17 protein-coding genes are annotated in these 20,118 nt (G+C 42.1%); 9 read left to right on the top strand and 8 right to left on the bottom strand.

From position 1 onward, the window contains the following. Positions 1–8: 8 nt before the first annotated feature. The 3 genes from I1A42_RS17835 to I1A42_RS17825 form a co-directional block, all read right to left on the bottom strand. Complete coding sequence (locus I1A42_RS17835) at positions 9–425, bottom strand: RidA family protein (RefSeq protein ID WP_230389642.1); 417 nt, start codon at positions 423–425, stop codon at positions 9–11. 12 nt (positions 426–437) lie between these two features. Further along, entirely contained in the window at positions 438–1,697 is a 1,260-nt protein-coding gene (locus tag I1A42_RS17830; RefSeq protein WP_196124262.1) for a flavin-containing monooxygenase, read from the bottom strand. Between the two features lie 149 nt (positions 1,698–1,846). Continuing rightward, a complete protein-coding gene (locus tag I1A42_RS17825; protein WP_196124261.1) occupies positions 1,847–2,776 on the bottom strand; it encodes a LysR family transcriptional regulator in 930 nt (309 codons plus the stop codon). A gap of 401 nt (positions 2,777–3,177) precedes the next feature. Between I1A42_RS17825 and I1A42_RS25225 the strand changes: the two genes are divergently transcribed. The 5 genes from I1A42_RS25225 to I1A42_RS17800 all read left to right on the top strand — a co-directional run bounded on the left by I1A42_RS25225 (position 3,178) and on the right by I1A42_RS17800 (position 8,159). Further along, positions 3,178–4,698 carry an amino acid ABC transporter permease/ATP-binding protein gene (locus tag I1A42_RS25225; RefSeq protein WP_161158076.1) on the top strand — a complete coding sequence of 507 codons (1,521 nt, stop codon included), beginning with the start codon at positions 3,178–3,180 and terminating at the stop codon, positions 4,696–4,698. A 20-nt stretch (positions 4,699–4,718) separates the two neighbouring features. Beyond that, positions 4,719–5,591 carry a phytanoyl-CoA dioxygenase family protein gene (locus I1A42_RS17815; protein ID WP_196124260.1) on the top strand — a complete coding sequence of 291 codons (873 nt, stop codon included), beginning with the start codon at positions 4,719–4,721 and terminating at the stop codon, positions 5,589–5,591. 21 nt (positions 5,592–5,612) lie between these two features. After that, the gene (locus I1A42_RS17810; RefSeq protein ID WP_230389640.1) at positions 5,613–6,458 is read left to right on the top strand and encodes a transporter substrate-binding domain-containing protein; all 846 of its coding nucleotides are present in this window, start codon (positions 5,613–5,615) and stop codon (positions 6,456–6,458) included. Between the two features lie 59 nt (positions 6,459–6,517). Continuing rightward, positions 6,518–7,249, top strand: a complete 732-nt coding sequence (locus tag I1A42_RS17805; protein ID WP_196124259.1) for a class II aldolase and adducin N-terminal domain-containing protein — start codon at positions 6,518–6,520, stop codon at positions 7,247–7,249. A 67-nt stretch (positions 7,250–7,316) separates the two neighbouring features. Then, positions 7,317–8,159 (top strand): ABC transporter substrate-binding protein, encoded by an 843-nt coding sequence (locus I1A42_RS17800; RefSeq protein ID WP_196124258.1) that lies wholly within the window; start codon positions 7,317–7,319, stop codon positions 8,157–8,159. Between the two features lie 53 nt (positions 8,160–8,212). On the opposite strand, the gene I1A42_RS17795 is transcribed toward I1A42_RS17800, so the two are convergent. After that, a complete protein-coding gene (locus tag I1A42_RS17795; protein ID WP_196124257.1) occupies positions 8,213–10,072 on the bottom strand; it encodes a sensor domain-containing diguanylate cyclase in 1,860 nt (619 codons plus the stop codon). A gap of 302 nt (positions 10,073–10,374) precedes the next feature. On the opposite strand from I1A42_RS17795, the gene I1A42_RS17790 reads away from it, so the two are divergent. After that, on the top strand, positions 10,375–11,271 hold the full coding sequence (locus tag I1A42_RS17790; RefSeq protein WP_196124256.1) for a DMT family transporter: 897 nt from the start codon (positions 10,375–10,377) through the stop codon (positions 11,269–11,271). 2 nt (positions 11,272–11,273) lie between these two features. Here I1A42_RS17790 and I1A42_RS17785 read toward each other — a convergent pair whose 3' ends face one another. Further along, positions 11,274–11,897 carry a LysE family translocator gene (locus tag I1A42_RS17785; RefSeq protein WP_196124255.1) on the bottom strand — a complete coding sequence of 208 codons (624 nt, stop codon included), beginning with the start codon at positions 11,895–11,897 and terminating at the stop codon, positions 11,274–11,276. A 165-nt stretch (positions 11,898–12,062) separates the two neighbouring features. Beyond that, positions 12,063–13,451 (bottom strand): hypothetical protein, encoded by a 1,389-nt coding sequence (locus I1A42_RS17780; RefSeq protein ID WP_196124254.1) that lies wholly within the window; start codon positions 13,449–13,451, stop codon positions 12,063–12,065. 177 nt (positions 13,452–13,628) lie between these two features. On the opposite strand from I1A42_RS17780, the gene I1A42_RS17775 reads away from it, so the two are divergent. The 3 genes from I1A42_RS17775 (at position 13,629) to I1A42_RS17765 (ending at position 16,815) form a co-directional block, all read left to right on the top strand. Beyond that, entirely contained in the window at positions 13,629–15,224 is a 1,596-nt protein-coding gene (locus I1A42_RS17775; RefSeq protein ID WP_196124253.1) for an ATP-binding protein, read from the top strand. Positions 15,225–15,229: 5 nt separating this feature from the next. Further along, entirely contained in the window at positions 15,230–15,793 is a 564-nt protein-coding gene (locus tag I1A42_RS17770; protein ID WP_196124252.1) for a response regulator transcription factor, read from the top strand. A gap of 131 nt (positions 15,794–15,924) precedes the next feature. Next, positions 15,925–16,815 (top strand): LysR substrate-binding domain-containing protein, encoded by an 891-nt coding sequence (locus tag I1A42_RS17765; RefSeq protein WP_196124251.1) that lies wholly within the window; start codon positions 15,925–15,927, stop codon positions 16,813–16,815. On the opposite strand, the gene I1A42_RS17760 is transcribed toward I1A42_RS17765, so the two are convergent. Beyond that, a complete protein-coding gene (locus I1A42_RS17760; protein ID WP_196124250.1) occupies positions 16,794–17,714 on the bottom strand; it encodes a glycyl-radical enzyme activating protein in 921 nt (306 codons plus the stop codon). The two genes, I1A42_RS17765 and I1A42_RS17760, sit on opposite strands and share 22 nt — an antisense overlap. After that, on the bottom strand, positions 17,714–20,083 hold the full coding sequence (locus tag I1A42_RS17755) for a glycyl radical protein (RefSeq protein ID WP_196124249.1): 2,370 nt from the start codon (positions 20,081–20,083) through the stop codon (positions 17,714–17,716). The genes I1A42_RS17760 and I1A42_RS17755 overlap by 1 nt, the downstream gene beginning before the upstream one ends. Between the last annotated feature and the right edge of the window lie 35 nt (positions 20,084–20,118).

Genomic DNA, 20,118 nt, shown 5'->3' with positions numbered 1-20,118 from the left:
GTGTTTCCTTATTCTTCAGGGATGACTGCAATAACGTCAATTTCCATTAACCATTCCGGTTGCGCGAGTCCAGCTACAACAATCCCGGTCGAAATAGGATAAACACCTTTTAGCCAGCGACCGACTTCACGGTAAACAGGCTCACGATAACGTGGGTCTATAATGTAAGTGGTTGTTTTCACGATATGAGAAAGATCACTTCCCGCTTCTTCTAGCAGCTGCTTAACGTTCTTCATTGCCTGTTCAGCTTGCGCGGTAGGATCGCCTAATCCAACCAAATTACCATCAAAATCTGTCCCAATTTGACCACGGACATACACAGTATTTCCGGCAACAACGGCTTGGCAAAGGTCATTATCTAACGACTGGTTAGGGTACGTTTCTTTGGTATTGAACATACGAATTCGTTTATGAGTTGGCATCATGCTCTCCTTATCTTATTCTTCAATGCGGTATTGTTGGTATTGACGCTGAATCACGATTTGATCGGCAATGTATTTGGCATCATGCCACACACCCCAAATAAACGTTGAACCACGACGAGATAGCCAAGGTAAGCCAATGAAATACACACCTTGTTCTTTAGACACTCCGCGTTGTTGAGCGGGTTTGTTATTTTCATCAAACGCATCCACTTGTAACCAGCTGTAATCAGTATCAAAACCAGTTGCCCAGATGATGGTGGTAATCCCAGCTTCGGCAAGGTTCAACGCCGTGGTTGGATTAGTCATACACTCAGGATCAGCAAGGAAACTTCTCGCTTCTGGCTCTTCAGGAAGATCAAGTTTATTACGCTCGATGTATTCATCTGCCATGTCTAATAACGATAGATAGTTATCATCTCCCGCATTAATATTGGCAGCTAAGTCATTATTAAAATAAACATTGCCATCATTAAACGAATCGGTGCGACCTACTAGGTTCAAACCTTGCTGTGCAAGCTCTCGGAAATCGATGGTTTTGCCACCATGAGCGCCACTTACTGCAATCGTTACATGTTCTTTACCGGGTTCTGTTGCCGTTGCATCCCAGAGGCCGAGCACACCTAACCACCAAACAAAATCACGCTGGCGATAACTGCGCGGTGGACGATCATGCGGACCAACAGAGAGATAAACTGTTTTGCCTGAACGTTGTAGTTCATCGGCAATTTGTACGCCTGACGAACCGGCACCGATAACCAAAACACTGCCTTCAGGAAGTTGTTCTGGGTTGCGATAATGTGCCGAATGGATTTGATAGAGCTCATCATCTTTTGGCGCGATAGCTGGAATAACTGGAACTTGGAAGGGACCCGTTGCAGAGACAATACGCTCAGCAATCCAAGTACCTTCTGAGGTTTCAATCACGAAACCACGGCCAGATTCATTGCGTACAACTTTAGATACTTCTACGCCAGTTTTGATTGGTGATTGAAATTTTTCAGCATATTCGGCGAAATAGTCGGCAACACGATCTTTCTTAACGAAACTATCTGGACCTTCACCAGTAAAAGTAAGACCAGGAAAGCGGTCATGCCAAGCCGGTCCGTTCGCAACCAGTGAATCCCAGCGTACAGAACGCCATGCTTCAGCAATACGACCTTTTTCTAAAACAACATGCGGAACATCGGCGCGGGTTAGGTGTTCGCTCATCGCTACACCAGCTTGCCCACCACCCACAATTAATGTGTCGATATAATTACTATTTTCTTTCATTAAACTATGCCTTTTGGGAGCTGACCCAATTTCTTATTTTATTTAAGAGAGTGAAATCAGCTTATGGCATAGAAGAAAAGCGGTAAAATATTATAAAACTTCCTATTGGATAGAAAAAAAATATTAACGGTCATTAACCATAATAAAAATTACACTACCTGCTTTAATGGCATTTCATTATTGAAATTATAATCGCGGCAATAATCCATAAATAAACGAGCTGGAACAGTAGGTTCATTAATTTTCAAATGCGCCATGATTAAGGTCGAGTCTTCCATCTCGTCATCAATTTCAACATAGGCGACTTCTTTGCCATCGTAGGTCATATTAGATTTAGGCTTAGTAACTAACATGGAGAAACCTAGCCCCTGCCCAACCATACAGCGCACCATCTCGATTGAAGGCGATGAATAGGCAACTTTAGGGTGTAACCCTTTCTCAGCAAAAATATTCAAAAAGTAGTTTTTACTTGGAATAACATCGAGTAACACCATAGGTTCACGGCTTAATTCCGCTAATGTTACTGAGGATTTCATCGCTAATGGGTGATATTTAGGCAGCAGTGCATACGGTTTATCTGGCGCATTTAAAACATCTTTCTTAATCGAATTATCCAGCTCTAAATCATACAAGAGTGCTAAATCAAACTGCCCTCGATGCAGGCCACTCATTATTTCATGTTGTTCACCATCATTTAACTGAACATCGATTTCCGGATAGACATTTTTAAACCCCGCTATAAGTTTAGGGATATATAAAGGCGCCACAGATTCAAAGCAACCGATCGTTATTTTACCACTTGTTATGTCACTGTCTGCTAAGGAGTTTTGCTGAAATTCATAGGATAAACGCAGCAACTCCTGCGCTTTAATATAAAAGCGCCTGCCACCTGGCGTCAGTGAAACGCCCTGTGCGTGATGGCGTATGAGCAACTGCTGTCCAAATGTGTCTTCTAAATTCTTGATGGCAATTGAAATGGATGGCTGAGCAATGTGTAACTTTCTTGATGCTTCAGCGATACTTTCCGTTTCAACGACGGTTGCAAAATAATGTAACTGCTTAAGGGTAAAATTTCTCATCGTTCACCTGCTTTACGACTTTAACTCCATCTTTAGTCAGCAATTGACATGCCACTCGAAATTTAACACTTATTTAAAAACGTTAACCTTATGTTTTAAAAGGACTATAAAACGATAGTTTTGCCCAATTAATGCAACACGTTGATGATAATTAATTAATCCTTCGTAACATCCACCTGCACCAAATAGAAGCACTCGCACTAGATTTGAAGTAACCAACCCAATATTCAACATTAAATAGCCAAAATCATTAAACATAGTTTTTTTTAAACTAGAAACGACAAAAATTATAATTGCGCTTTATCCACTGCCGAGGTCATAGTGCTGGTACATATTTGGAGTTGCGATGTTTTGATCTAAAACAAGCTATCGCTAGAATTACAAGGAATGGTGACGATTTTATGTCATTTGATTGGGACTACTTATTCAGCTTATTTCACTTATCTGACTTCTGGTTAGCCAGTTGGACCGTGGTGAAACTCAGTATCCTTAGCTGGGTATTGAGCATTATTGTTGGCTTTGTTTTGGCCTTAGGTAAACAGTCTAAGTTAGGCATACTAAGAGGACCAGCTAAGTTTTACATTTGGCTATTCCGCAGTTTACCTTTGCTCGTTTTGCTCATATTCGTCTACAACTTACCTCAGGCCCTCCCAGCCACAAGCGGCCTACTTACCAATCCATTTTGGGCGGGTTTAATCGCGATGGTTTTGAGCGAAAGTGCTTATGTGGCTGAAATTCATCGTGGTGGTTTACTCTCGATTCCTAAAGGGCAAGGTGAAGCAGCAAAAGCTCTGGGTATAAAATATTCCGGTATTCAATGGTTGGTGATTATCCCTCAAGCATTAAGGGTTGCCCTGCCTGCTCTCGCAAACGAATACATCGCCATCGTAAAATTAACATCGCTGGTTTCCGTTATCTCGTTAACTGAAATTTTGATGGTGGGTCAACGCCTTTATACACAGAACTTCTTGGTATTAGAGACAATGGCAGCCGTTGCGGTTTACTACGTCCTTATTGTCACCGTGTTCGACTTTTTACTAAACAGACTAGAAGACTTTTTGGATGTAACAAAAGGTCAAAAAGATCACACATTACCAGAAGCGCTCATTCAAAAGGTGAAGAGTGCCCCAACACCTAAATTCTCACCAACAGAGCAAATAGATGCACCAGCGCTCCAAGCCACAAAACTGCATAAATCATATAATGATGTGGAAGTACTACGAGCCGTGGATTTAAGCATTCAACAAGGCCAAGTTGCGTCTGTTATTGGGCCATCCGGCTCGGGTAAAACAACGTTAATTCGCTTAATGAATGGATTAGAGCAACTAGACCGTGGGGAAATTCACCTCAATGGTAACCCTTATTTGAAATACCATCATTTTGGTAATAACAAATCTCGCTTTGTGGAATACAGTGAGCATCGAACCAAAATCGGGATGGTTTTCCAAAGTTTTAACCTTTTCCCGCATATGAAAGTGCTCGATAACCTTATGCTAGCACCGCGCTACCATAAAATGGGCAGTAAAGAAGACCTAGAGCTACAAGCCTACCAACTGCTAGATAAGGTTGGCATGTTAGAACATGCCTGGAAATACCCACATCAATTATCTGGTGGTCAACAGCAACGAGTGGCGATTGCCCGCGCATTGATGATGCGTCCGCAAATTATGCTATTTGATGAGCCAACCTCGGCGCTTGATCCAGAAAAAGTCAATGAAGTCCTACAGGTTATCGAAGATTTAGCCAGCGAAGGAATCACAATGGTCATTGTGACTCATGAAATGAACTTCGCATTTAAAGTCTCAGACAGAATCGTATTTATGGAACAAGGTCGTGTCGTGTGTGATGACAGCCCAGAAGTCTTACGCCAAGGGCACAACCCGCGTGTAGAAACATTCCTGAAAGATGTTTCTCTTGCTTAAACCAAGCTCAAGGAGGATTTATGATCGAGCAATCACAAGTTGAACAGTATCAAAAAAACGGATTTTTGGTTGTAGAAAATGTTCTAACCCCAGAAGAAATCGCTTCTTTACAACAAGATTTTGATCAATGGGTGCAAGATAGTCGCCAACATGAACAACCATGGGGAGAAACACTTGATGGTCGTGCACGTTTCGATATTGAAAGCGATCACAGCGCAGAGCACCCATCACTACGTCGTGTTACTTCACCAACGGATATTTCGGATGCTTATCGAAATATGGCGTTAACGTCTAAAGTAGCAAAAATCGCAGGCCAGTTGGTCGGCAGCCAAGGTGCGCGCTTACATCACAGCAAAATTAACTCTAAGCTGCCGCATACTGCAACAGAAGTAAAATGGCATCAGGATTTTCCTTTTACGCCACACAGTAATGATGACTTAGTTACTTGTCTGATCATGATCAGCGACGTCACAGCTGAAAATGGACCATTGCAAGTGATTCCAGGTAGTCATAAAGGGCCGCTATTCTCCCACTGGAATGATGATCAATTTACGGGCGTGATCAGTGACGATGTAGAAAAAGAGCATTGTCAGAATCCAATTTCATGCGCCGGCGTATCAGGTAGTGTCTGCTTTATGCATACTCGTTTACTACATGCATCAAGCCCAAATAACACCGACGATCCTCGCACCCTTTACATCTGTGTATACGCTGCAGAAGATGCGTTACCACTATGTGAAAACCCATTACCAAGTCAACATGCAGGCACTCTCGTCGCAGGCTCTTCAAGTGGCAAAATCCGTTGTACTGAAAACGAACTTCGCCTACCTCAAAAGCCTAAAGGTGCATCGTTTTTTGAACAACAAGCAGGAACTGATACCGTTTCAGCTTAATTTGCCATTAAAGGAATAATTATGTCGTTTGTGTCTAATACGTTAACCACTGTCGTGCGCCGAACAATGATGGGTGGAGTGTGCTCTTTTCTGGCTATGACTTCGATGAATGCGTTGGCATTCAAAACGCCAGACAAGCTCATTGCAGGATCAGATATTACTTTTTATCCCTACGAGTATATGGATAAAGGTAAACCAGCTGGTTTTGATATCGAGTTTATTGATGGTCTTGCTAAAACGATGGGAAGAACCGCAGTTGAAGTTGATACTCGATGGGCCAATCTCATTCCGGGTTTGAGAGGTGGTCGGTTTGATATTCTCAACTCAGCCATGTACATCACGCCAGATAGACTCAAAGTCATCGACATGATTCCTTATCTAAAAACAGGTGAGTCAATTTTGTCAATTAAAGGGGCAGATTACCAGCCTAAAGTAGCGGAAGACTTTTGTGGCCATAAAATCGGTTCTCAAGCGGGTACCGCTTGGCTGAAACAGATGAAAGATCTTTCCGTCAATTACTGTGAAGCAAAAGGTTTAAAACCTATCAGTATCAGCGAATATCCAACTGACCCTCAAGCAACTCAAGCGATGTTGTCACATGCGGTAGAAGCGCAAATTACTGATGCCGCCGTTGCTCAGGGTGTGGTGAAGAAACTTGGGTCTCGTGTCGTCATTAGCTCCGAGAAATTACTCTATCCGGTTCTTAACGGCATTGGTGTGAAAAAAGGCAATGATGACGTCCGTGAAGCGCTCACGGCGGGTATCAAAAAGTTCAGTCAGACACCTGAGTACAAGGCGTTATTTGCCAAATACAATGCTCAATCTCCATCGGCAGAAGACATTAAACAACTCATGCCAAAACAGTAACTACTGCACTGATTGCTCAGCCTTATTGTTAGGCTGAGCATTTTTAAAGGAAGCAAACTATGTCACTAACGCTAGAAGAACAGACACGCATTGATCTTGCGGCTACCTTTCGCATCATCGCTCACTTAGGAATGCACGAAGCAGTTGCTAACCATTTTAGTGCTGCAGTGTCACCGGATGGTAAGCAATTTTTGCTTAATCCTAAATGGATGCACTTTTCACGAATTAAAGCCAGCGATCTATTGCTACTCAATGCCGACGACCCCAATAATGCCTCACGTAATGATGTTGACCCGACTGCAATGTCGATTCATGGTCAAATTCATCGTTTATTGCCAGATGTTCGCGTCGTCCTTCACCTTCATCCGGTATATACCACGGCTATCTCAGCGCTTGAGAATCCAACCATTACCCCTATCGATCAAAATACGGCACGTTATTTTAACCGTGTTTCCGTTGATACCATGTATGGCGGTATGGCTGATACCACTGAAGAAGGCGCGCGTTTAGCTGGGCTATTGAAAGATAATACTCGCTTGCTGATGGGTAATCATGGCGTGATGGTCGCAGGTAATGATATTGGTGTTGCGTTCGATGACATTTGGACGCTTGAGCGCGCATGCCAAATCTTAGTTGCAGCCAGATCGACTGGGCAACCTCTAAAAGTATTATCCGATGAAGTCGCAGAAAAGACCGCTCAAGATTGGGAAAAAATCACTGACTTTTCTAAACAACATTTTGAAGAAATGAAACAACTGATCGCGACCATTGATCCTTCATTTATGGATTAATCATGCCATTTTTATACCATTTGAATAACCCTGTACTGTAGATCACACGCTAATGAAAGGAATCATTATGAACGTCACATCTCTTAAGACACGTAAATTCACCAAGATCATCGCAACAAGCAGCCTTTCGGTCTTGTTGTCTTTAACAGCCACCAGCGCATTTGCATTCAAGCAGCAGGATAAAATCATTGCGGGTTCAGATGTTACTTTCTTCCCTTATGAATATATGAAAGACAATGTTCCAGCTGGATTCGACATCGAATTTTTAGATGGATTGGCTAAAGTCATGGGCAAAACTGCCGTGACAGTGGACACACGCTGGGCAAACCTTATCCCAGGATTGCGCGGAAATCGTTTTGACATTACTAACTCATCGATGTACATCACCAAAGATCGTATGAAAGTGATTGATATGATCCCCTATTTGAAAAGTGGCGAATCGATCTTGTCAATCAAAGGCAGCGCTTATCAACCGAAAGTTCCTGAAGATTTTTGTGGTCATAAGATCGGTTCTATGGCTGGTACATCTTGGCTGCAGCAAATTCAGAAACTGTCCAAAGAGCACTGTGTCGCAAACGGTCTAAAACCTATCTCTATCAGTGAATACCCAACCGATCCACAAACCACTCAAGCCATGTTATCTGGCGCAGTAGAGGCACAAATTACTGATGCGGCAGTCGCTCGAGGTGTGGTACAAAAACTGGGCAATCGTGTGGTAATTTCATCGGATAGCCTGCTTTACCCAGTATTAAATGGATTTGGTGTGAAGAAAGGCAATGACGAAGTCCGTACAGCGTTAGAAAATGGATTGGCAAAATTCAAACAAACACCTGAATATGCGGCGTTATTAAAGAAATATAATTTCCAAGCACCGACACAAAAAGATATTGATACGTTAATGCCACATTAAATAAAACGACCTCTTTTTTAGTCACAAAGGCCCATAACGGTACTCGTTATGGGTTATTTTTCTCGTCTATCATCAACCATAGATGGGTCATAAAAGCGATAACCATTACGACCGGCATTTTTTACTGCATACAAAGCAATATCGGCGTGTTTTAGAGCTTCATTTAACTTACTGTCTTGTCTGGCAATCACACACATGCCGATACTAATACCAATCGTAAGTTCGTGCTCCGCCACATAAAATGGCTGAGCAATCGCCTTGACAATATTCTTCGCTACACTTTCAGCACGTTTAATAATCTCGTTTTGCCCACTCAAGATTATGGCAAATTCATCTCCCCCAAACCGGCAGGCTAAATCGTCAATCTCGACCTCTTTAAATAGCCGTTTAGCGACTTCTTTAAGTACATCGTCACCAGCGGAGTGACCGTAGGTATCGTTCACTTCCTTGAAAAGGTCTAAATCAATTAACATTAGCAGATGCTGACACTCACCCGACTCTTTTGCAGACATCAGTGTATCGCCATAATGATTAAAACGGGTACGGTTTGCTAAACCCGTTAAAATGTCATGGTGTGCGGCATATTCGATTTCTTCTCGGCTGCGCTCCTGAGCCGTAATATCTTCCGATGTGATGATCCATCCTCGGTCTGGCAACTGGCTATACAATGCTTCAACGATTTCACCCGATTTTAAGTAATAGATGGTGCGCAGTGTTTCACTGGCATCAAAAGCGTCGTACATTCTTTCCATTAGTTCATCAGGACTATCTGCCGTTTCTTGTCGTTCGTAACGAGTGCGTAGAAACTCTCGAAATGAGTTTCTGACTTTCATTTGAGAAGACTCTTTACGATAAACCTTAATATGTTGTTCGTTCCAATACTTGAGCAAACCACGTGCATCATAAACCGCTACCCCATTAGGAATATTGGCCACAATGGCCGATAACTCACTATTTTGTGATTGCATCAACCGCTCGTTTTCATTCATCTTCTGTTCGATAAACTTACGCTCTGACACATCTTGAAAAGAGCCAATCAAACGACACATTTTTCCTTGTTTATAGATACCTTGCCCTGTGGTTCTCACCCACATGTGTCTACCTTTTGCATTAATAAACGGCAGTTCACTCGACCACTTACCATCAGTGACCATTGCTCGGTTTACCGTTTCTTCAATAATGTCACGAGCCTCCGGTGCAAAATAATCAAAACCACTGGTGAGTGTTGGTACAAAATCCGCTTCAACCCCGACGATTTCGCGAGTCTGCTTGGTCCATACCAGCTCATCGCTTTCCATGTCGTATTCCCAACCACCAACACCGGACACCTTTTCTAGCTCGTTAAATAGCTCTTCTTTTCTCGCCAGCAAAACACGCTGAAATTCCACTTCCTCAAAAGCAATCTTAGCTTGAAGGTAATTAAGATTTGACCGAAGTAACCCTTCAACAATTTGAGCTAAGCGACCTAGTTGTTCGATATCATTATCATCAAACTCACGGATTTGATTATCAAACACATTTAGAGAGCCGACAACCACCTCCGGGTCAATGCAAATAGGAAAGCCAGCACAAGACCGAATCATTTCTTTTTGCACATACGGATTATCTTTAAAGCGAGGGTCTTTGACGGCATCTTGTACCACTAGGCGCTGTTTGTTGTTAACAATATAACGACCAAACGAATTGGGGCTATCAATGCCCTTTTCTTCAATACCGACTGAGGAAATAAAAATTTGGGTAGGATTATTAGCATGGTCATCACATAGAGATAACGTTGCCATTGGGCAATTGAAGGTATCAGCAGTGACCTTAATCAAAGACTGCAATTCGGGCAACTGCTCCACACTAGCCGTTTTTAATTGCGCCAGCGCTTCTTTATACACCGCAGAATAATCAGAGGGTTTAATCATCATTCAGTTTACCGAGCCAATCCTAATCCGAACTCTTCATATACTTGATTAATAAGATAGGTTAATTTTGGCACAACAGGTCGTTTTTGCTTCATAAATCCACGAATTTCCTCACTATGTGGTCAAATATTTGTCCACTGCCTCGAATTTTGCGAGTTAAGATAGATATTCACTGGATAAGTAGATGTATGACTGACGTCACATAACCGCTAAAAACGACAAAAAACCACTCAGCTTCACGCATGAATATCAGTGAAATAGCTGATAACATAATTCAACTTTATACGAACAAAATTCAATTATCTGTGAATACAAAACATAATAATACACTCGGCGCATTACTTGTATTGCTTGCCACCTTCACACTTACTATCAAAGACAGCTCAGACAAATACCTAATGCAGCACGATTACCATCCGATGGAAATCTTGTGGTTTCGGTTTGCGATCCCCGCCGTGCTGATGTTCGTCTTTCTGCGCAAAGAATTTGTTATCGCGATAAAAGCCACTGAACGCTGGCTGATTGTTCGATCTGCACTGTTTTTGTTTTGTGCACTCGCCTCTGTCGTCGCATTAAAAGTCATTCCATTAAACACTTACATTATGATCGCTCAACTTGGCCCAGTTGCGTACATGATTGCTGGCATTGTATTTTTTAAAGAAGCTATGTCTTCACGACGCATCATTTCAACTGTGCTTGGTTTTAGTGGGGTGATGGTGATACTGCAACCTGGGTTATCGACAACCTTTGACTGGATGTATTTATTGCCACTGCTTATCGTATTTGCAGCAACGGGTTATAACTTAGCGACCAAAATGATTAATGGTAATGTACAATTTATTTCCATTTTTATTAATACATTTAGTATCTTAGGATTAGTATCAACATTACTGCTTGGTATTAATCCAGAATGGTGGAAAATGCCAGAGTGGCAAGATTGGCCCTACCTTCTCGCAGTGCCAACCGTTACCATCATTTCACAATTTTGTTTAATCAAAGCGATGCAAGTTGCAGAAGCGAGCTATCTTGCACCGCTGTTTTACTTTCAAATTGTTTTTGCGTGTTTAGTGGGTTATTGGTGGTTTGACGAGATCCCGACATCAGCGACTTTAATCGGTGGTTTAATGATTGTCGCGTCAGGACTGACATTAATGCTGAAAAAAGCAAAACAAAAAAACTATCAAACCAACGAACAAACCTAATACTAGCGGTTGAGCGTTAATAATACGCCAAACGAGATAAGCACTGCACTGCACAATTGATTAATTCGATGCCCGAAACGCGTCATCCAAGTAGAAACGGTCGCTGATGTTAACCAATAAGCAACAGCGGTAAACCATAGTGAATGCAGCAGAGCGATATAAACGCCATAGACAATCACGTAAACAGTCTCTCCATTCGGTTGATTCGCGATCAATTGACTAAACACACTAAGAAAAAACAGCATGGTTTTGGGATTAAGTAAATTACACAAGAATCCTTGCAGGATAGCAGTGCGCGCTTTTGATGTATTAGAGTGCAAATCCCCTTTGCTAGGAACAGCTAAATGAAACTTAGACTGAAATAGCCCCTTCACACCTAAGTACACCAAATAACCGGCTCCGAGATATTTGATTAAATTAAATAGCCACACATTATGTTGCACTAACTGACTGATTCCTATAACAGAATAAGTCACATGAACACATACGCCTAAACCGATCCCAAGCGCGGTTAACACGCCCGCTTTTCTACCCTGCAGCGCACTGGTTTTAAATACCAAGACAAAGTCAGCACCGGGACTCACCACAATCAAAAGTCCGAATACAATAAAACTTAACCATTCCATAAATTCACAATTCCTTTATACAATTTAAAGGAATTGTAACTATTTTTTAGTGATTTATAATCGAAAAGAACAGACACTAACTGTGAGAAAAATTCAAAGGTGACATTTATCTATCGCCTTTTTAATTTATAAAAATTTTTTTCCTACCTAATCTGGCATTATCATTTAATTTGATGGTTGGTCAGTTGGCATCTTTTTCCAATCACTCATCAAGCGTTCCGCCATCCCTTTGTCTTTAATTAGCAAAGAAGGATGATTATTAGCATCTTTGATGAGATACAAATCTGGCGTTTCTTGTAATACGGTATATTGAGTATTGCCAAATTGAATAGAACCACTGGTCGCAATAACAGTCGGTTTCACAGTCGTCATTTGGGGTTCAGCTTTCCAAGGATAATCACTGGAAATCTGTTTAGTATCATTCAAATGATATAATGTTTTACCCTGCCACTGTGATTCATCCAAGGTGATAGCCGTAAAACCTGTCAATGATTGGTTCGTATTAGCCGTTGTGTAAAGTTGCAAGTCGCTATCCACAGACACGGCAATCGCTAAACCATTTTCGGTATAGATAAAGTTATCTTTCATCTCTGATGTTTTGGTCTGTCCATTTTCAACCCACGCTAAAGAAAAAGCATTTACGCCCTTGGCAAAATTAATATCGAATTTGACCTGATAAGTATCTGTTTCTGAATCATTCGCATCAGTAACGATAACCGTTGGATTCGTTGCATCACTTAGGTTAAATGTCCATCGAGTTGATCCATCTCCAAGACCAGAACAGTTTTCTCCAGCGCTACTGTCGATATTTTCGTCTTCACATAGATGACGCCAAAACTCATTTAGGCTAAATGAGGTCAACGAACCAGATTGCAAAAATTCTTTTAGGGTCGGTTTAGCCGCTATCTGAGTGATTTTACCATCGTTAATTTCCAAATTGACGCTATCAAGTTGGCTTGCTGGCACTTCTGCTGCGCTATCACGAAAATCAGCAAAATTATCCAGCATATCATCGTCACTACTGCTCAAATCAGACAATGTTCGAGTTGCACTACGTGCTATAAGATGCGCTCTATCAGCATCTTCACTTTGCGCATTAACATAGTCACCACTGACAACACTTTCAGGAAGATTCACTAATGAAGCAACGTCCGCCAAAGAGATGTTCTGCTTTACCGCTAGTGTGGTAAAAGGCGTGATTACGGAAGAACTACTGTTTGATGCCATCTGGTAGCTGTGTCCCACCACGCTGCCAAAATCCTGATCCGTTGTTGTACCAGCATCAATAACCGCGATAATCGTTTGCCCATCACTCACATTGTTAATGGTTATTTGACCGTTTTCATCAGTAGTGCCGACCACCTCATTTTCATCTGCTACTTGGTTGGCGTTTCGATCAACGTAGACTTGGGCATCTTTTAAATAACCATCAATAATCGTGAATTGCTTTGCTGTAGCAGTTTGAGAAGTATTATCTGATGAATCGCTTGAAGAACCATTACAGCCAGCTAGCGCAAGAAACATACTCGCCACAATAACATTTTTATAAAACATTTAGACTACCTTTCGTTTTTTATTTAATGATAATCTAATTATGATTTTTATTAACTGGGGTAAAACCCTAGGTTGCACTAACAATATTTATTAATGTCATATCTTTAACATAAATTTAAACTAGCTCAAATGATGTAATTACGTATAATATAAAAAGCTATCTAATATTCGTATATTATGAAATCATTAATAAAATCATCTCTAATTTTCATTTTTTGGTTCTGGGCATGTTACCAAACCGGAACACTTTTTAGGGTTTATCCGGACAATACAGCAATCGCTTGTTTTTACCCTGCACCAGCTCTAACTATTGCTCTGATCTATTACAGAGGGTGGCGCTATTTGCCATTGGTGTTTGTTGCAGCTGTACTCGCCTCATCTCCTGAAAAGACACCGTGGGAGTTTGCGGAATATGTATGGATAAATAACCTGAGACAAGTCGTTGTATACGGTAGCTTTGCTCTTATGCTTCGTACTTGGTTTAAGATGCAAAGCCCGTTTTTAACTAGCACGTTATTTTCCAAGTTCATTTTGGGTTCATTGATTACTACCTTTATTTCTGCATGCGCTGCTATCACTCTATATAATCATTACGATGTAATACCCAAATTTGCCCTAAGAGATGCTTTCTTTTCATTTATGTCTGGAGATCTTGCAGGCATCATGATGATAGCACCATTTAGTTTTTGGATTTTGAATAATTCTACGAAAGAATTCTTTCAATTATTAAGAAATATTGGAAATAACGAAAAACTCCTCTTTATTGGCAGTATATTATGTGGAACATTGATATTTGCATTTATTAGTATTTACGAAGGTATTTCGTATTATTCCTATTTATTTCTAATTCCAATCTGTTGGTTTTCTGTTCAATTTGGTGCGTTTAAAGGAGCATTAAATTCATTAGTGACCAATGTTCTGGCAGCAGGAACATATACTTTGGCTCACATTTCGCTTTATACACCTACACAATTGCAAATGGGGTTCACTGTCTCTTCTATTTTGGCTCTCATGATGGGGTTATCACGAGATGAAAGAGTTCGCTTAGAAAAACAAAATAAACAGCAATCTGAAAATATTCACAAAATGTCACATCTTGCATCGCTTGGAGAATTGAGTAGCACCATTACACATGAACTCGCAACGCCACTTCAGTCGGCCATGCTCAACGTCCAAATGGCACTAAGATGTATGACAACGGGAGAATCACTTAATATCGAGCGGATTTCTCTTCATAACCAAGACGCAGAGCTAGCCCTACAACGTATGGGGGCAATACAAACCCGAATACGCTCTTTAGTGAAAGCTTCGTCAGTCAAAGAGATTACCGATATTTGCCCGTACACTTGCCTTCACGAAGCGATCACCTTACTTCAACATGAAATTGGTCATCTCAAAATCAACTTTTTTTTGCCTGAACATTCATCTATTAAAGTTAAGGCTGATCACACTTGTTTAGTTCAGGTTTACATTAACTTGATTAAAAATGCCTATCAGGCGCTGCGTGACGAACAAAAACACAATCCAACAATTACGATTAACATCTCTGAGCAAGGAAACAGAGTTTACTTCGATGTCATAGATAATGGTCTAGGCATCAGTCCCGAAATGCAGTCATCGATTTTCAATAGTTTTGTTTCTGGTAAACAAGATGGGCTTGGGTTAGGGCTTTCTATTTGTCGTAATATTGTTGAATCCTGCGGCGGATACATTCGTTTGCAGGACACTCCCAATGGAACACACTTTCAATTCACATTACCAGCAACAAGTTAATAGCCATGGATGTTTATATAATCGACGATGATCCGATTCTACTACGGTCACTCTCCCTTTTAATGGAAGACCAAGGCTATCAAGTAAACAGTTACCTTGATGCCGATACCTTCCTAGCAGAGGTTATCTTTACGTTAAAACCAGCCTGCCTAGTACTTGATTTACGAATGCCAAAAACCTCAGGGGTTGAACTCTACCTTCAAATCCAAAATGAAGTTGAGCATTGGTCGACCATTTTCTTAACAGGGCACGGTGAAATACATACAGCTGTTGAAATGGTCAAAAAAGGAGCGTTTGAATTTCTTCAAAAACCAGTTGATATTGATACATTACTTTCGATAGTTCATAACGCCATGAAAAACAGCGAATTAAAGACCCAATTAAAAAAAATGACGGCACAATTGACTGACCGCGAGCAACAAATACTTAAATATCTTACCCTTGGCTTTTCAACCAAGGAGATATCGAGCCACGTTGATATTTCAATTAAAACCGTAGAGTTTCATCGTGCTAATATTCGTCAAAAAATGAATTTAAAGGAATACAAATACCTTATGTTAAATTTATAAATGCTATGTAAAAAAGCTAAATAGTGAAAATATACCAACAACCATACAATGAATAATCATATAGATAGAATATATTTTTCAGTGAGTTATAATCGAAAAGAACAGACATTAACTGTGAGAAAAATTCACGGATGAGACATTTAAAAGCCTTTTATGTATTTCACATTACTGCCGATTCATCCAGTTATAGTGATGCGGCTGAGAAACTGCACATAACACATGGCGCGGTCAGTAAGCAGATCAAATTGCTGGAACAGTACCTCTCTCAAGTATTGTTTTATAAAAAAGGCAGGAACATGTTACTGACTACTGAAGGTAAGCTGCTCAAGCAATACACCAACCAAGCATTCAGTGCGCTGAGTAACGGAGTAAATGCCTTAATGAAAAAGGATCACGCTCATTTAAGCGTATCCTGCGAACCAACGTTAACCATGCGTTGGCTGATGCCAAGATTGGCAAGCTTTTATCAACAAACCGGCATTGATGTACGTCTTTCGACCGCAGGCGGTCCTGTGACACTTAACGACGATGATATATCCTTAGCCATTCGCCGTGATGACTTTGAGATCAACCCAGATTATACCGCGCACTCTTTAACCCCTGAATATGTTGGTCCCGTCACCTCACCAGAGTATTGGAGCAAAATTAAAGATGATTTAAGTACTTGCACCTTACTCCATTCCAATACACGCCCTACCGCTTGGGCTGATTGGCTCACCGCGACAGATACCTACTTATCAGCAACAAATGAGAAGTCATTTGAACATTTTTACTTTGGCTTGCAAGCAGCATCCGATGGCTTAGGTGTTGCCATCGGTTCTTATCCTTTAGTTATCGACGATATCAAAAGTGGTCGTTTGATTGCACCGTTTGGTTTTATTGATTCTGAGCATCGTTATGTTCTGATCAGCCAGCATCCTCGCTGCAATCCACTCGAACAAGAATTTGCCACTTGGCTAGAGCGTGAGTTGGTCACACTACAACCATCACAGATTGAAGATCAACGCTCACCTATGCCATAGGAACTAAATATTCCATATGCCCATTTCAGCATTGCGCTACTTGGTACCGTATAAGAATGGAAATCATCCAGCATTTTAAACGCGGTATATTTGGCTTTGCCGAGTTCGTGATAAGGCAAGAGTTCGATGGCACAACCCGCTAGATTGTGTTGCATAAATTCCGCGGTGGCACGCAGGTTGGCCTCGTCGCCATTCACTTCTGGAATAAACGGAATGCGAATCGTCATGGGTACACCGAGATCGTAAATGCGTTTTGCGTTCTTTAATATTTGTTCGTTGCCAAGCCCGGTGACCTCCTTATGTTTGGCAGAGTCCATCACTTTGAGATCAAAGAACAAATGTTCAAAATGAACAAATAAGTCAGCAGCACTGCGCCAATTAAAATGGCCGCAAGTTTCTGCCCAAAAACTGATGCCTAGTGGTTCACATTTCTCGATAACAGCACGAATAAAATCAGGCTGCAGAAACGGTTCTCCTCCAGAAAACGTGACGCCACCTTCGGTATAGCGAAAAAAGAGTTCATCGCGTTTGATTTTCGCCACCACCTCATCGACCGATGCTGGCGTACATGCCAGAGAAAGCGCTCTTGAGGGGCAGGCTTTAACGCACAATCCGCAGTGATCACAGGTTTTAGTGCTTTGCTGCACTGCCCTTGGATCAAGCTGTTGAGGACATTGCCCAACGCAGGTTTGGCAATCTTTGCATTTGTGGGGGTAATACGCCAGTTTTGGCTTAGCACTCCATGTTTCAGGGTTGGCACACCACTGACAACGCAGTGCGCAACCCGCTAAGAAAATGGTGGTTCGGACCCCATCACCGTCATGGATGGAATAATCCTGCATTTGCAGGACTATTCCTTGTGGCGATGGCGTTGCCTCAGTAGAGGTGTTCTCCCTCATTAACAACAACTTCCATGAGCAGAACGGGCAATAATCGCCTCTTGCATCTCAGGCGACAGGTTCACAAACTGAGTGCTATATCCCGCCACCCGAACTAAGAGATCTCGGTATTGATCCGGATCTTTTTGTGCTTTACGCAGTGTCTCGGTAGAAAGCGTATTGAACTGCACATGGAAAGCACCCAATGAGAAATAAGCACGAATAATATTGCCTAAATCGCGGCGTCCTTTGGCCGTTTTTACCACATCTTCGCTTAAACGTAAGTTCAGCAACGTGCCACCAGTGTGCACATCGTGATTCATCTTCGCGCTTGATCGCATGGCGGCGAGTGGGCTGCACACATCACTGCCGGCAAATGGAGAAACCCCTTCTGTAATCGGCTGACGAGCCAGACGTCCGCATGGTGTAGCCCCCACAACACGACCAGTTGGGATGTAGTTAGAAATCCCCATAAAGGCACTGTTAAAACGCGAACCAAAAATATCGTGGTATTCGCGGGTGGTGCGGTAATAATAGTTAGCAATAGTGCGCGCGATACCATCCACATAATCATCATCGTTGCCGTATTTGGGCACATCCAACGCCTTAGCTCGCAGTGCTTCAAAGCCTTCCCAGTTGGAATCTAACGCTTTATTAAGCTCTGCCATTGTGGTGGCTTTATCTTCAAACACTAGCTTCTTAATCACCGCCAGTGAGTTAGCGACAATCGCCAAGCCGATCCCAGTTAATACTGGTCCGATATTGTATTTTGCTCCGCCTTTAGAAAGATCGGTTGCGGTCTCAATACAATCTTCAATACAAGCCGAAAGAAATGGCCGTGGTACCATCTCTTCATGGAGCCGCTGCGCGACCAATGTGGAAATGACCGAGTGACGAATCAGATGGCCAATTTGTGACAACGTAGCGTCTTCTACCGCTTGATAACTGGCAAACTCGCTGACTACGCCGTCACCCATATGCTCGCCAGTTAAACGACTTTTACCATTATTGAGTGCGTATTCCATCGCAGCCGCAAAGTTCACATTCACCGCAGACGTCCATTGACCAGTTTTGCGAAAATGCGGTACGACACAGCCGCAGTTGCTCCAATCACGAGCATCTTCCGCATCATAACCCGCTTGCAACAACATTTGCGTGCCTGCTTGGTCATTATGAATTGCAGGGAATCCTGTACCGGTACTAACCAAATCGGTGACGGCTTGCATAAATTCCGGTGGACAATCTGCATGTACGCGCACACTCAACCCCGGCTGGTGAGTTTTCACCGCATCGGTTGCTTCTAAGCACAGATAAGTCAGTTCGTTGGTCGCATCAGATCCATCACGATTTTTTCCGCCCACGGTGAGGTTTTGGAATTGGTTGTAACCTGCAAAATAGCCCGCGGTATTGGCCGAGATGGTCCACACCCATTCAGAGAATTTAAGCCATAACGCCTGAGTAAGCTCTCTTGCATCATCTTTAGTGAGAATGCCGTTTTCCATATCATGTTGGTAATATGGATACATATATTGGTCGAATCGGCCAGGGTTAAGCGCCAGCGGGTTTTCTGAAATGATTCCGCCTAATTGAGTAAACCAAACAAACTGAATCGCTTCGTGAAAAGATTGTGGTGGCAACTTAGGCACGCGGGCACACACTTTGGCAATGGTGCGCAATTCTGTTTGTCGAGCCAGATTGGTTTCTTGTTCCGCCAAGCTTTCAGCTAGTGCGGCATAGCGCTGCGCAAAACGGATAATCCCTTGCGACGTTAAAATACTCGCTTGGCAAAACTGGATTTTTTCAATATCGACACTATTGGCATAATCCAAACTCGCCATCTTAGTTTCCAGCTTTTCAATCACGCCTTTAAAGCCGTATTTAAACAACACGTCTTGATAGTCCGGCGTAATTTCTCCCACCGCTTGACGCCATTTTGAATCGTTATCGACGATGCCAGTATCGACCACAATTTGTGCGGTACGCTTGGGCAGTGCTGCCAAAAAATGCTCTTCTAACGATTGTCCTTTCCAATAAGGAAACACATTCGCTCGGACAAAATCACGCTGTTCATCTGTCATCTGATAAGGATCTTGCGGACGTTTATCGAAATTGTCCATTTCCTTATCGACCCATTGCCAAGAAAATTCTGGTGTCAAAATCCCAGTACGACGAAATTTGCCCGCTGTGCCGACCACCAATTCATCAGCAAAGATCTGAATATTAAATTGATCACAAAAATCATAAAATGCCTGTGCACGGCGCAAAATGACAGGCTGACCTTCGGTACGTTTATGTGATTCGGTGTAAATACGAGCACGCTCGTAACAAATGGAAGGTTTCGAATTAACGTAATTCTGTCTTAAGCGTTCGATTCGTTCATTGACTGACATGACCATTTCTCCCTACTTGTCTGCCCTTTTCACCC

It is taken from the genome of Vibrio nitrifigilis (assembly GCF_015686695.1).
Lineage (GTDB): Bacteria > Pseudomonadota > Gammaproteobacteria > Enterobacterales > Vibrionaceae > Vibrio > Vibrio nitrifigilis.
The sequence above is the reverse complement of the archived record's forward strand: the minus strand, read 5'-3'. Positions and strand labels throughout refer to the sequence as shown.